The sequence below is a fragment of the Kitasatospora sp. MBT66 genome, from assembly GCF_000710405.2.
Lineage (GTDB): Bacteria > Actinomycetota > Actinomycetes > Streptomycetales > Streptomycetaceae > Kitasatospora > Kitasatospora purpeofusca.
Genome location: NZ_JAIY01000022.1, coordinates 1 through 12,812, shown reverse-complemented (window position 1 = coordinate 12,812; position 12,812 = coordinate 1). Strand labels below are relative to the sequence as shown.

13 protein-coding genes are annotated in these 12,812 nt (G+C 71.4%); 6 read left to right on the top strand and 7 right to left on the bottom strand.

Annotation, left to right across the window (positions count from 1 at the left end):
- Positions 1-9 precede the first annotated feature (9 nt).
- Positions 10-345, top strand: coding sequence for a hypothetical protein (locus BI06_RS49010; protein WP_043478058.1), 336 nt, complete (start codon positions 10-12; stop codon positions 343-345).
- Positions 346-597: 252 nt separating this feature from the next.
- Here BI06_RS49010 and BI06_RS43155 read toward each other — a convergent pair whose 3' ends face one another.
- From BI06_RS43155 to BI06_RS43140, 4 genes are all read right to left on the bottom strand, one after another.
- A complete protein-coding gene (locus BI06_RS43155) occupies positions 598-1,002 on the bottom strand; it encodes a hypothetical protein (RefSeq protein ID WP_043463470.1) in 405 nt (134 codons plus the stop codon).
- A 182-nt stretch (positions 1,003-1,184) separates the two neighbouring features.
- Positions 1,185-2,036, bottom strand: a complete 852-nt coding sequence (locus tag BI06_RS43150; RefSeq protein WP_043463473.1) for an IS5 family transposase — start codon at positions 2,034-2,036, stop codon at positions 1,185-1,187.
- Between the two features lie 74 nt (positions 2,037-2,110).
- Positions 2,111-2,539: a hypothetical protein gene (locus BI06_RS43145; protein ID WP_043463477.1), complete on the bottom strand. Its 429-nt coding sequence runs from the start codon at positions 2,537-2,539 to the stop codon at positions 2,111-2,113.
- Positions 2,540-2,542: 3 nt separating this feature from the next.
- On the bottom strand, positions 2,543-3,655 hold the full coding sequence (locus BI06_RS43140; protein ID WP_043464028.1) for a DUF6192 family protein: 1,113 nt from the start codon (positions 3,653-3,655) through the stop codon (positions 2,543-2,545).
- 276 nt (positions 3,656-3,931) lie between these two features.
- On the opposite strand from BI06_RS43140, the gene BI06_RS52050 reads away from it, so the two are divergent.
- On the top strand, positions 3,932-4,144 hold the full coding sequence (locus BI06_RS52050; protein WP_043463480.1) for a hypothetical protein: 213 nt from the start codon (positions 3,932-3,934) through the stop codon (positions 4,142-4,144).
- 9 nt (positions 4,145-4,153) lie between these two features.
- On the opposite strand, the gene BI06_RS43130 is transcribed toward BI06_RS52050, so the two are convergent.
- On the bottom strand, positions 4,154-4,711 hold the full coding sequence (locus BI06_RS43130) for a hypothetical protein (RefSeq protein ID WP_149030674.1): 558 nt from the start codon (positions 4,709-4,711) through the stop codon (positions 4,154-4,156).
- A gap of 196 nt (positions 4,712-4,907) precedes the next feature.
- Here BI06_RS43130 and BI06_RS43125 point away from each other — a divergent pair, with 196 nt between their 5' ends.
- Positions 4,908-5,351 (top strand): hypothetical protein, encoded by a 444-nt coding sequence (locus BI06_RS43125; RefSeq protein ID WP_043478049.1) that lies wholly within the window; start codon positions 4,908-4,910, stop codon positions 5,349-5,351.
- Positions 5,352-5,419: 68 nt separating this feature from the next.
- Here BI06_RS43125 and BI06_RS43120 read toward each other — a convergent pair whose 3' ends face one another.
- Positions 5,420-6,598 carry an IS30 family transposase gene (locus BI06_RS43120; RefSeq protein WP_107113307.1) on the bottom strand — a complete coding sequence of 393 codons (1,179 nt, stop codon included), beginning with the start codon at positions 6,596-6,598 and terminating at the stop codon, positions 5,420-5,422.
- A gap of 442 nt (positions 6,599-7,040) precedes the next feature.
- Here BI06_RS43120 and BI06_RS43115 point away from each other — a divergent pair, with 442 nt between their 5' ends.
- The 3 genes from BI06_RS43115 (at position 7,041) to BI06_RS43105 (ending at position 9,479) form a co-directional block, all read left to right on the top strand.
- Positions 7,041-7,889 carry a ParA family protein gene (locus BI06_RS43115; protein WP_051743005.1) on the top strand — a complete coding sequence of 283 codons (849 nt, stop codon included), beginning with the start codon at positions 7,041-7,043 and terminating at the stop codon, positions 7,887-7,889.
- Entirely contained in the window at positions 7,886-8,809 is a 924-nt protein-coding gene (locus tag BI06_RS43110) for a hypothetical protein (protein WP_051743004.1), read from the top strand. Before BI06_RS43115 ends, BI06_RS43110 begins: the two co-directional genes overlap by 4 nt.
- Positions 8,810-9,119: 310 nt before the next feature.
- Positions 9,120-9,479 carry an STAS domain-containing protein gene (locus tag BI06_RS43105; protein WP_043478046.1) on the top strand — a complete coding sequence of 120 codons (360 nt, stop codon included), beginning with the start codon at positions 9,120-9,122 and terminating at the stop codon, positions 9,477-9,479.
- Positions 9,480-9,726: 247 nt separating this feature from the next.
- Here BI06_RS43105 and BI06_RS43100 read toward each other — a convergent pair whose 3' ends face one another.
- Positions 9,727-12,318 (bottom strand): DEAD/DEAH box helicase, encoded by a 2,592-nt coding sequence (locus tag BI06_RS43100; protein ID WP_149030673.1) that lies wholly within the window; start codon positions 12,316-12,318, stop codon positions 9,727-9,729.
- Positions 12,319-12,812 lie beyond the last annotated feature (494 nt).

Below are 12,812 nucleotides of genomic sequence, written 5' to 3'. Positions count from 1 at the left end.
GCCACCCAGATGACCTCCTCCCCCGACCTGGCCGCCCTGCGCGCCGCGGCCCAGCGCGAGATCGAGCGGTACGCCGACCGGCCGCTGCCCGGCACCTGGCGCCTGGTCCGCCTGGACGACCTGCCCGCCATCGCCCCCGAGTGCGACCGGGACCACCGGGGCCGCGCCCCGATCCACCCCGGCGTCGACGGCCTGTACGACTGCTGCCCGCAGCCGTGGATCCGCGTCGGCGTCCTCCAGGTCGCCGACCTCCTCCTGGCCCTCCTCAACCAGCCAACCACCACCCCGGCCGCCCCGGCCGGGGCGGAGCCGGTGAGCGACGACCCCACCGGCGCCTGGATCTGACCCCCGTACGCCCTGCACCGCCTCGAACGAAGGGACACCCTGAGATGACCGAGACCGCCCGCACTCGCCTGCTCGCCACCGCCCTGGACACCGCCGACAGCGCCGCCACCGTCGTGGTCGGAGCCGCCGCCGGCCTCGCCGCCTACCGCGCCCTGGCCGACCGCCCCATCGAGACCCGCCTCACCCTCAGTACCTGTTTCCGAGGGTGTGCGAAGCGTTCTGCCGGGCCAGGAATCGAACAGGACCCTCGGATCAGATACCGCTGGCGAGCCGGATCGGCGTCGTGAGGAGGAAGAGCTGGCCGGCCGCGGCGGTGGTCCGGAAGTCGAAGACGCTGGTGAACGGTCCGGTGATCAGCAGCAGGGTGCGGTGCTCGCGGACCTGGCGGCGCCACTCGCGGGTGGCGGCGATGTCGCCGTCGAACCAGGTCAGGCCGCCGGGACGGTGGATCGTCAGCCGGTGGTCGTCCAGGACGGCGGACCAGGCCGGGTCGGGGCCGGCGGTCAGCTCCGGGGTGGCGGTGTCGCGGTCGGCCCAGCCGTCTTCGAGGACCAGGAGGCGGCCGGGTGCGGCGGGGACGACCAGGACCGGGCGGCGGTCGGGCATCAGCTCGGGCCAGGGATGGCCGCCCAGGCCGGTGCCGCTGATCATCTCCATGCGCGGTCCCTTCCCCCGGCCGGCCGGTTCACCCTCGGCGCCGGATGGATCACATCATCAGCCAGGTGCCGGCCGTGGCGCTGGCGAATCCGCTGACGGGCCATCGGGGGCCGTGGGAGAGTGGGTCTGGCCGGTTCTTCGGGTGGTCAGGGGGTCGGTCGGCGGACCGACTCCGAGAACGATCAGTCCCGCTGGGCTTCGCGGGGCTCCGGCTGGCCCTTGCGCCGGGACTGCCGCTGGGTGATGCGCCTGGTCATGATGGTGATCGCGGCCCAGGTGATCAGCGATTCGGAGTGCTGGACGAGACGTTCGTAGTCGCGGGCGTGTCGGCGGGCGTGCATGATCCAGGCGTGGGACCTCTCGACCACCCAGCGCCGGGGCAGGACGACGAACCCCTTGGCGTCCTTGGGCCGGCTGACCGTCTTGATCGTGAGGTTCAGGTACTTCTTCGCCCAGGTCACGAGCTGTCCGGCATAGGCGGAGTCGGCCCAGACGATGGTGATCTCGGGGTGCATCAGCCGCAGCCGGAACAGCACTTCCTTCGCGGCGTCGCGGTCGGTGATGTCGGCCGGGGTGACCATGACGAACAGCGGCAGGCCCTTGGTGTCCACGACCAGGTGCCGCTTCCTGCCGTTGATTTTCTTGGCCGCGTCGTAGCCGCGCGAGTCGCGGCCGACGGTCTCGGCGGCCTTCACCGACTGCGAGTCGATGATGGTGGCGACCGCTCCGGGGGCCCGGCCCATGTCGCGGCGGACCCGCTCGCGCAGCTGGTCGCGGATCCGCCCGATCACGCCGGCCGCGGCCCAGCGGGCCATGAACCCGTAGCAGGTCCGCCAGGGCGGGAAGTCCTTCGGGAGCGCGCGCCACTTGCAGCCGGCGTCGACGACGTAGCGGATCGCGTCCACGATCTCGCGCCGCGGGTGCTTCTCCGGGCGCCCGCCGGCCTTCGTCTCGCAGGCCGGGGTGGGCAGCAGCGGTTCGATCAGGGCCCACTCGTCGTCGAAGGTGTCCGACGGATAGCAGCGGCGGCGCACGGACTCCCCTTCAGAGACAGGCAGTTGGCGGGCCCGGCCGCCGAAGGCGGCCGGGCCCGGAGGATCGGTGACGGTCAGACGTCGCTGTAGTCCGCGATCATTTCGAGCGTGGATTCCACCGAGTTGAGCTGGGTGACCAGGTGCTTGACCCACCGCCCCTTCGGTTGCAGAACGGCATGCGGGGCGACAACTCCGGTGATGAACCGGCGGAACTCGGTGAGCTTCTCGCGGATCACCGCGACCTCGTAAGCCTGCAGCTCGGTCGGGTCCGAGCAGAACTTGTAGCCGTCCGCCCGGCTCCAGATCAGCGGCGGCCAGCCCCGCTCGGCGATGATGTCGCGCAGGCAGGCCAGCCCCGCCCGAACCTGGCTCGGGCTCAGCGACGAGGCCCGGCTCAGCTGGTCGAAGGCCAGCCCGGCCGGCCGGGCCTCGAACAGCACCTTGCGGACGGTGTCGGCGTGCCGTTCGGCAGAGGGCGACCTGCGCTTGGAAGCGCGTGGCATCGCCTACTCACCCTGGAGGAGGCGGGCGAGCTCGCCGTCCATGTCGACCTTGCCGGTGTCGACCGCGGTCTCGACCCAGTCGAGCGTGGCCTTCACCCGCGCGCAGTTCTCCCTGATCACGGCCTTCTCGTCGTCGCTGAGCTGCCGGTCGCGCAGGCCGGGGACGACCCGGCCGGCCGCGGCGACGAAGGCGTGGCAGGCGGTGACCAGGTCGAGGAACTCCACCGTCCGATCGATCTGGCGGATCGCCGGCGCGACGGGGTTGGTCTGCTCGAAGTGCTCGCGGGCCTGGCGGCCGCGCTCGACCTGCGCATGGTTGACCTGGTGGCGGGCGGTGTCGTCGGCCATCGCGCGGGCCGCGACGTCCGGTCGCCGCAGCAGCCCGGTGGTCACCTCCGCCGCCACGTGGTCGTCGCGGGTCAGCTCCTCGACCACCTTCACCTTCTCGGCCGGGGCGACCCGGGCGACCACCTCCGGCCGCCGCAGGAACGACGGCGCAACCGCGGCGGCGACCTGGTCGTCGCGGGTCAGCTCCTCGACCGCCCGCACCTTGTCCTTCGGCTCGACCTGGGCCATCACCTCGGGCCGCCGCAGCAGGTCGCCGGTCACCTTCGCCGCGACCTCCTCCGACGCGGCCAGGGTGTGGATCGCGCGGACCTTCTCCTCCGGCGTGACCGGGCGCTCGACCTGCCGGCCGACCCGGCGCTTGGCCTCGTCCGGCGTCCACTTCCCCCGCGGCTGCGGCGGGTTGAGGATCGTCTCGAACCGCTCCTGCTCGTCCGCGATCCCGGCCAGGATCTCGTGGACCGTGTGTGAGACGCCGCGCTGCCGGCGCTCCTGGGGCCACCTGGACGCGGTCCACCTCGCGCGCTTGACCTGCGAGTAGGACAGGCCGATGTCGTCGGCCACCCTGACCAGCGACTTCTCGACGGAGAACAGCTCGTCCGCCGGCGCCGAGCCGCCCGGCTGGCGCATCGGCTCGATCTCCAGCGCGTAGTCGCCGATCGTGAACTGCGCGCGGGTGGTCGTCTCGACCAGCTTTCGCAGCTCGGCGACGATCTCCTCGTATCGGCTGGCGCTGACGCAGCCGACCTTCTCCGCGATCTCCTGAGCCATGTGGATCACACCACCAACTCGCAGACCGGACGCGGCCGTTGGCCGCGACGGGACCGGCCCGCTTCCGTGCAGCAGAGTCCGGCCCGAGATGTGATGATCACAACAAAAACCTGCGGATGAACGGAATTGACCGTTTAGTAACACTTATGCCGTTCGTTCAACGGTCACTGTGACCGTTCGCCGAACGGTTCGTGTCGGGCCCGCCAGGCCCTCATCACGCACCGCCGCGAGCAGTAGACGGCGTTCGAACGCCGATCCACCCCGGCCACCCACCAGGTGTCGCACTCCGGGCAGTTCACCCGGCCGGCGCCGCTGATCTCGGCCGCCACCCGCTTCCGCAGTCGCTGGTCCACCCGCCACTGCCTGGCACGACACGTGGTCGAGCAGTACACCGCGCTGGGCCGCGACCCCGGCCTCAGCCGTACGCCGCAGCCCTCGCACTTCCGCTCGCCAACCGGCCCGCTGCCCTCGGACACCAGCCCAGGTTAGGGCTCCAGGCTACCCAAAAGGGGGGTTCAGACACAGGTACTCACCGCAGCCGCCGGTGCCCTGGCCCTCTGCCTCGCCGACCAGGCCACCACCCTGCTCCGCCGCCCCCTGCGCGGCCGCCTCGGCCTGCCCGCCTACGGCTACACCGCCACCGCAACCACCACCCCGGCCACGGCCCCCTCGCCGGAGCAGCTCACGACCGAGGCCGCCGCCGACGCCGCACACCGCGCAGCCACCCGCGCCCACAGCCTCGACCACGGCTCCGGCAGCCTCACCCAGGCCGCCAACTGGGAGGGCGCGAGCGATGGCAGCGCGACCTGCGAGCTGACCCCCGACGCCCACCTGCTGTGCCTGCCCGCCCCCACCGACCGCTACGGCGCCGGCGCCCGCACCTACCACCTCGTCGCCGACGGCGAGCGCCCGATCGAGGTCCACACCCTCGCCGAGATCGTCGCCCTCCTGGACCGCCTCGCCGAGGCCGGCACCCTCGACCCGGAGACCGACGACGACGAAGACGAGCACTACCGCGACGACGACCAGTACGGCGACGACGAGCCGGACGACCACCGCGACCTGGACGACGAGGACGACCAGGACCCCGAGGCCCGCGAGGCTCGCGCGGTCCTCTTCGTGGGCGGCTACTCCGAGGAGCCGCCCTTCTAACCCCCGCCGCTTCCGACGAGCCGCCAGCGCCCGGCCCGGCCCGCACCAGCGGACCGGGCCGGGCGCTCTCCCCGAACCGCCCCACAGCCTGGAGGACTCCGTGACCCGCTCCGTCATCGCCCCCAGCCCCGACAGCCCCGCGAGCCAGGCCGTCGGCCTGGACCTGGACGGCACCCTCACCCAGCCCGGCCCCTGGCTCGGAGGCCGCATCGCCCTGCCCCAGCCCGGCGCCATCGACGCGCTGCGCACCCTTGCCCGGTGCCGGGCCGTGTTCGTCTACACGGCGCGGGCCTCCGTGTGGCTGCCGGAAATCGCCGACTGGGTCACCTGGTACTCCGGCCTGGAGGCCTTCGTCGACCCGTCGCCGGGCAGGGCGTACTACACCGCGGTAGGCGGCCCGATCCTGGTCACCAACACCAAGCTCGGCGCGGCCGCGTACGTGGACGACCGCGCCGTCCACCACGCCGGCGACTGGGCCGTCACCTTCGCCGCGGTCAGCCGTGCGATCGGCCTGGACCGTCCCGGCGACCGAACGGCCGCCTGATCCCGGCGAATCAGAAGGGCCCACCCCCGGCGTGGCGGTTTCTAGGGGTCCTCGCAACACCTGATGGCCTATGCGGCTGTCAGTAGATCACGCAGGCGCTCGGCTGGGGTCTTCCAGCCGAGCGTTTTGCGTGGCCGGCGGTTGAGTTGCTGGGCGACGTGTTCGAGGTCTTCGGGACTGTGCACGGACAGGTCGGTGCTCTTGGGGAAGTACTGCCGCAGCAGACCGTTCGTGTTCTCGTTCGATCCGCGCTGCCAGGGCGAGTGCGGATCGCAGAAGTAGACCGGCACTCCCGTGGCGACGGTGAACTGCTTGTGCGCGGCCATCTCGCAGCCCTGGTCCCAAGTCAGCGAGCCGCGCAGGTGCTCGGGCAGGCTCTGGATCAAGGGCACCAGCACGTCGCGGACCTCCGCTGCGGTGTGCCCGCCGGGCAGGTGCCCGAGCATGACGTAGCGGGTGGAGCGCTCGACCAGGGTCACGATCGCGCTCTCACTGCGGGGGCCGACGATCAAGTCCCCCTCCCAATGGCCGGGCACCGCCCGGTCCTCGACCTCGGCGGGCCGCTCGGAGATCATCACCATCTCGTCGACGAACCGGCGGGTGCGCTGCTCGGGGCTGCGGTGCGGCTTGCGGCGAGTGCGCCCGGTGCGCAGTGCGAGCGCGACCTCGCGTCGCAGCCCGCCGCGGGCCTGGACGTAGACCGCCTGGTAGATCGTCTCCGGACTCACCCGCATGCTCTCGTCGTCGGGGAACTCGCTGACCAGAGCGTGACAGATCTGCTCGGGCGACCACCGCTCCCGCAGCCCGTCCGCGACGAACTCGCGCAGTGCGCCCGGCCGGGCGAGCTTGGACTCCTTGGGGCGTGATCGGCTTGCCGCCCATGCCCGCTGGGCCCGGTGCGGCCGGTAGACGCCGTCGACCGCACGGGTGTCGATCTCGCGCTTGACGGTGGAGGCCGGCCGGCCCAGGGCCCGCCCGATTGCCCGCAGCGACCGGCCCTCGCGGCGCATGTCGGCTATCAGCTCCCGTTCGGTCACCGTCAGGAACCGTGGGTGCAGCCTGGCCTCGACCGCCGCTGTCGAGGGCGCCGGCGTGCGGGGAACGGTGCTGGTCATGCCCGTTGTGTAGTCGATCTTGTGTCCATCGGGGTGGAGGCGCGCGTTGCCGCTCTTGCGGATCCCGTGGTCCCAGTCCTGGGCGGTGCGCTTGTGGACCCCGACCCGCGCGGCGGCGTCCTGCCGTCGCACCCCGGCCGCGCGAAGCCGCTCGTACTCCGCCCGGCCCGAGTGCCTGTTCCTTCCCGGCTTCCCACGGCCACGGACACCGGCCTTGCGTGCCCACCCGGCCGCCGTGTGACGGTTCGCCCCGACCGCCCGGGCCGCCCCCGTGACACTGCCGTCCTCCCGGTCCAGCGCTTCGAAGAACCTCGCCTTCAAGTCCTCAAAATCCACGATCCCCGCAACTCCCTGGGGTCAGGGTGTTGCGGGGATCGCTAGAACCCGCCCGTTCGGCGCCGGCGGTGGGCCCTTTCGCGTTTTCAGGGCCAACCTCCCGACCAAGATCGTTCTTGCCCAATTGTGCAAGAACGATCTTGGTCGGGATCCCCGGTGGCGCCGGGAGAAGGTCCGGAAAGGGTGAGGTTCGGACGCGCCGCCCCGCGCCGGACCACCCAGTGGCTATCGTCCCTGCATGACCGAAACCACCACGGCGCCCGCTCTCGGCGCCCCCGCCGTACCCGGGCCGCGCCCCGGCGAGGCGTACATCATCGCCATGTGCAACCAAAAGGGCGGCGTCGGCAAGACGACCACCACCATCAACCTCGCCGGCGCCCTCGCCGAACACGGACGGCGCGTCCTGGTGGTCGACTGCGACCCGCAGGGCAACGCCACCATGGCGTGCAAGGTGCCGCTGCTCGACGAGGACAAGGGCCCCACCCAGGCCACCGTGCTCCTGGAGATGGGCGACCCGCGGCCCCTCATCGCCGAGACCAAGGTGCCGAACATCCACGTCCTGCCCGCGTCGATGGACATGTGCTTCCTGCCGTCCCGGATGCGCGAGTCCGGCGTCAGCGTCAGCCTGTACCGCCGCATGCTGTCCCACGTCCTCCACCTCTACGACGTCATCCTGCTCGACCTACGCCCGGCGCTGGACACCGACACCGACGCGCAGACCGCCGCCGCGAACGGGGCGATCATCCTCGTCGACGTCGACGAGTGGGCGATGAAGGCCGTCAAGATGCAGCAGGCGCAGCACATCGCCGTCATGCGCAGGGCCGAGCGCCCGGACGACGACCTCGACATCCTCGGCCTGGTCATCGGCCGCATCGTCAAACCGATGGGCGACATCGACGCCAAGATCTACCGCCAGCTCCAGCGGCATCCGCGGATCCGCTGCATCGGCGAGGTGCCCATCCGGTCGACCGACCTCAAGGAGTCCCGCGCGGTCGGCCTGCCGGTCGTGCAGCACCGGCCCCGCACCGACACCGCCGGCTTCTTCCGCACCATCGCCGTCAACGCCGGGCTGGTGAAGGCCGCGTGAGCGACGAGTACGAGATCGACGGCTGGGACGACGACGAGGCCACCCAGGCCGCCGCCAACAGTCTGGTCAGCACCTCGAAGCGGGCCGCCAAGGAGCGCCAGGCCGCCACCGGCAAAGCCCTGGCACGGCAGATCGAGGCCGCCGCAGCGGCAGCCGCAGCCGCCGCCCGCCCCGGACTCGACAAGATCCCCGACCCGGTGGAGCCCGACAGCGACGGCGACCTGACCGCCGAGGAGGAACAGCGCCTGGCGGCCTGCGTCGAAGGCGTGGAGCTGCTGTCCACCGCCTACTGGGTCGCGGGCAAGTCGCTGGACACCATGGCGGTCGGCCGGCTGTTCCGCAAACTCCCGCACCGGCTGGAACCGGCCCGCTGCTACGCCACGATCGAGGAGTGGGCGGACGTCGAGCACGGCATCCGGCAGTCGCGGTGCAGCAAGCTGCGCGCCGGCTGGGAGCTCGGGGAAGTCCTCAACGCCCACGGCCACAAGGTCCCCGAAGGCCAGGTTCGCGAGCTGGTGCCGCTCAAGAACCGGCACGGCCTCAAGGCCGCCGTCGGCGTCTACCAGCTGGTGGTCAACGCCGTGGGCGCCGAGAAGGTCACCGCCGAGCGGATCCGCGAGACCGTGCGCCTGCTGCCCGGCGACCTGGCCCTCAGCGACGAGGACGACGCACAGCTCATCGCCCAGACGCTGACCAGCGCGATCGAAGCGGCCGAACCGCCGCAGCCGAAGCCGTCCACCACCCTGCCGGCCGACCTCAAGCGCGACGTCGACCGCCGGGCCGTCGCCCTCGCCGACCGGCTCGACCGCAGGCGCATCGACCGCCAGGAGGTCCTCGGGCACCTGCTCGCGGCGTTCGCGGACGAGAAGGACAGCCGGGTCTTCGACGCCGTCGCCGACCGGATGAAGAAGGCCGGCTGACATACCCAGCACGAAAGGGCACCCGGCCAAATGTGGTGGCCGGGCGCCCTCTTGCGTACTCGACGCACCCTACCCGAGTCCTCGGACAGCAGGCTCCGGCGCAGCTGCTGGCAGCCCGTGCTGCTGCGGGTCCTGCCCGGCCTGCCCGGAGACCGGTGCCGAGCAGGGCCGGAAGTGTGTCACAGTGACACACTTTCAGGGCGCAGGGACGGGGACGCGGCCCCGGGCCGCGCCCTCCCCCGCGCTCCCGGCACGTCGTACGGTGGTCATGCCAACTGCACGGGGACACCGAAGGAGCCGCCCGATCGCCATGCCCGAGCACGATCACGACTTCGCCGTCACCGTCCGAGAGAGTCTCGCCGGGCCGGTCCTGGAGTGTTCCGGAGAGCTGGACCTCGACCAGGTCCCGGTGCTGCACGCGGCGCTCCACCGCGCCCTCGCCGTGCGCCCGGCCCCGCCGATGCTGCTGGTCGACCTGGGCGGCGTGACGTTCATGGACTCCACCGGCCTCAACGCCCTGCTGCTCGCCCGCATCGAGGCCGCCCGCGCCGGCACCACGGTCCACCTCGCCCGCCCCTCCCACATCGTCGCCCGGCTCCTGGAGATCACCGGCACCGACCAGGTGTTCCCCATCGACCCGGACGTGCCCGCGGCCCGCTCCGCTCGTTGAACCAGCCGAGCGCCCCCACCAGGGCGCGACACGGCACCGCTCACGCACCGGCCCGGGACGCACACCCCCACGACCCAGGCCCGCCGGGCGGCGCCGGTCCCGGGGCGGCTGGCCGGACGTACACACCGCCGGCCGCCCCCACCGAACGCCGCTGGCCGACCCCGCAACCTTGCGGGATCGGCCAGCAGGACCCGATGGAAACAGTGCTACAACCAGCTCATCACCACGGCCGCAACCACGATGCCGCTCACGCCCACGCCACGCCGTACTCGGCGAGCTGCGCGAGCTGACCGGCCGTCAGCTTGCCCCGCCGGGCCTTCTGGTTGTTCAGCCAGGTACCCAGCGCCACCACCGCACCAGCGTCCACCTCGCCGCTCCCGTCCGGCCTCTCCACGGCCCCCAGCGCCTCCTTGTGGGCCCTGGGAACCCGGGCGTGCCCCTCGCGCTCCACGAACGCCGCCAGCGCCTCCAGGCCCTGCTGGAAGCGGTCCGCGTGGGACGTCTTCGGCTTCGCCACGGCCGCCTCCCGCGCGGCCACCAGCTCCGGATCCTCCTCGATGCCGAGCGCCGTCAGCAGGTCCCGCTGGTCCTGCTCCAGCGCCGGCCACTCCGCCCGCACCCGGGCGACGAACTTGCCCAGCTGCTCCCCCTCGAACTCGGTCTCCAGCGCAAGCGCGGGCCAGTCGACCCGGCCGTCGCACTCCAGCCACCACGCCCGCGCTGCCACGTACGCGCGCTGCCAGGTGACCGGCCAGGTGGGGTTCCACCACGGGTCGATCTCCTCCAGCCGCCGGCGCTTGTCCGCCTCCAGGGCGCCCTCCTCACCCTCCGGCAGCGAGGCCGCCAGCCGCATCGACGCGAGCCAGGCCCCCACCCCGAACCCGCCCACCGCGGCCCGGGTGGGCGCCGCCAGGGACCCGAAGTGCTCCTTCGCCCACACCCGCGCCCAGTCCAACCCGGTCTCGAACCGCAGCTCCGACACCGACCACACCATGCCCAGGTCGTCCAGCATCCCGACCCGGTGACGCGCCAATGTCCCCTCCGAATACTCCCCACGCCTATCGCTGAGCCACCTACCGAGCGGAAAGGAATCATCCTCACCGACCATCGTGGAATACGGAACATCCAGCGATCCGTATTCCTCGAACCAACGCCGCGCGTGCCCGATCCCGACCCGCCACGCCTCATTCTCACCCGTCAGAACCCGCAGGCTCACGAACAGAGCCAGTACATTCGGATCGACCGGGTCCTGGAAGCGCACCGGCAGCGTGAACGCGGGCGTCCCCTCCGGCGTGACCTCTCCCTCGCCAGGCGCGGCAACGGCCTCGGCGCTGCGCCCGGTGGTCCGCTTGCCGGACTTCTGGGGCACGGCGAGGTTCTCCACCACCTTGGCGTCGTGGGCCCTCAGCGCGGTGAGGATCTTGATGAGCGGCGCGTAGGAATCGGACTCCAACAGGTCCCCGGACTCCTCCCCGGCCTTGAGGAAAACAGGCACGATAAGCGACGCCACTTTCCCCTCTCCAGGCTTCATACGAAGGGCCCGGCCGATGGCCTGGACGATATCCACCATCGACCCGCGACCCTGGAGAAGCACCGCGTCCGCATTCGGAATATCAACGCCCTCACCGAGAACCTTGCAATTCACCAGAAAGGCGTGCGCCAGGCCCTCCTTTTCCTGCGCCGTTCCGAAGCCCTGGATGGTCTCCTTCCGGTACTCCACCGAGTGCTCCCCGGAGAGCCACTGCGCCCAGACCTCCTCCGGGTATTTGTCGGGGTCTTCCTCGTGGAGACGCTCGGCAGTCTGGCCGAGCGTCTCGGCGAAATACCGGGCCTCGATGGTGCGGGAATGGAAGGTGATGACCCGGCCGAGCTGCCGTTCCACGGCGGTCTTGATGAGGCCGGCCTGGATCGCCGCCAGGCGCTCGGGGCGGACCTGGTCCTCCTCGCCGTTCTCGTCCTCGCCCACCCCCGGCCCCCAGGGCAGCGGCTGGCGCTTGGCGGCCTTGCGGTCCGACTCCGGATCGCGCAGCTCCAGCACCACCACCTCGAAGGGCGCCAACAGCTTCCTGTCGATCGCTTCGGCGAGCCCGAGCGAGAAGATCGTCTTCCCGAAGACACGGGAATCCGACATGGAACAGACAAGGTCGTCCGGCAGCGGCTGGTAGGCACCCTCACGCCGCCGCACAGACGCCTTCGGAGGGGCCCAGATGCGCGGCGTCGCGGTCATGTACAGCCGCCTGACCGCCGGAATCTTGTCCTGGTCGTGCACCACCGTCCAGGTCTTCTCCAGGCTCCCAGAGGCCCGGTGCGCCTCGTCGCAGACCATCAGGGCCAGCGGCGGCACCTCCTTGCCCAGGACCGCCGGCCCGGCCCGGTAGGCGTCCCTCAAGGCGCCGACGGAGGCGTACGTGGCGAACAGCGTGACCGGCCGCCGGCCTTCGGCCGCATCGGTCAGCCACTCGGCGATCTGCACCCCGCCGGTGCTGCCCCGCACCCCCAGCGGCAGGGCGCCCTGGGTCAGCGAGCACACGGCGTACATCGCCCCGGCCCGCCCCGCGGCCTTCCAGGCCCCGACCATCTGGAGCAGCAGATCCAAGGTGGGGACCACCACCAGGACCGCCCCGTGCGGCGCCAGCTTCTGGCCGGCCGCCGCCCCCACGAAGCTCTTCCCCGAGCCCGTGGCCATCTGCACGGTGGCCCGCAGCCCGTTCGGCGTCAGCAGTCCTGGACGGGGCGTCAGCGCCCTCACGATGGCCGCCAGCGCCTCCTCCTGGTGCGCGCGCAGCGTGACCCCCGAAGCAGCCTTCGCGGCCTTCAGACCCGGCTCGACGATGCTCACAGAACCTCTTCCCCTCACCCATTCCCGGAACCGACCCCGGGACTCCCACCGGAATTTCGAGCAGTGCGTTTCTGATACATTGGCCGGACAGTGAAGGCCGGACAATCCTGGAAAACTGAACCCAATTAGACAGGGGAATCAGATATGCCGTGAAGAGAACTGTGGTGCGGCGAAACAGCCCCGTCTGGCAGGTTCCACACGGCACGTGCGACGGGATCTGCCAGCGGGACAAGACTGATACACTCACTCTTGAGAGTCACCCCACCAAGGTAGCGGATCCGGGCCGGCCGCGCAGCCATTTCGTTGGTCTGGACCACGGTCTAGACCAATCCGGCAGGAGTGAAGCCGACCCGCACACGCCCCCGGAGCGCACCCCTCCCCCTAGTCAGCCTGTCGTGAGATCAACCAAAAACCCAGCTCAGAAATGTGATCAGGCATCAGCCGACCCGGAGGGAGTGGAGCGAAGCGGAGTGACCGACGGGGCCCGAGCGAAG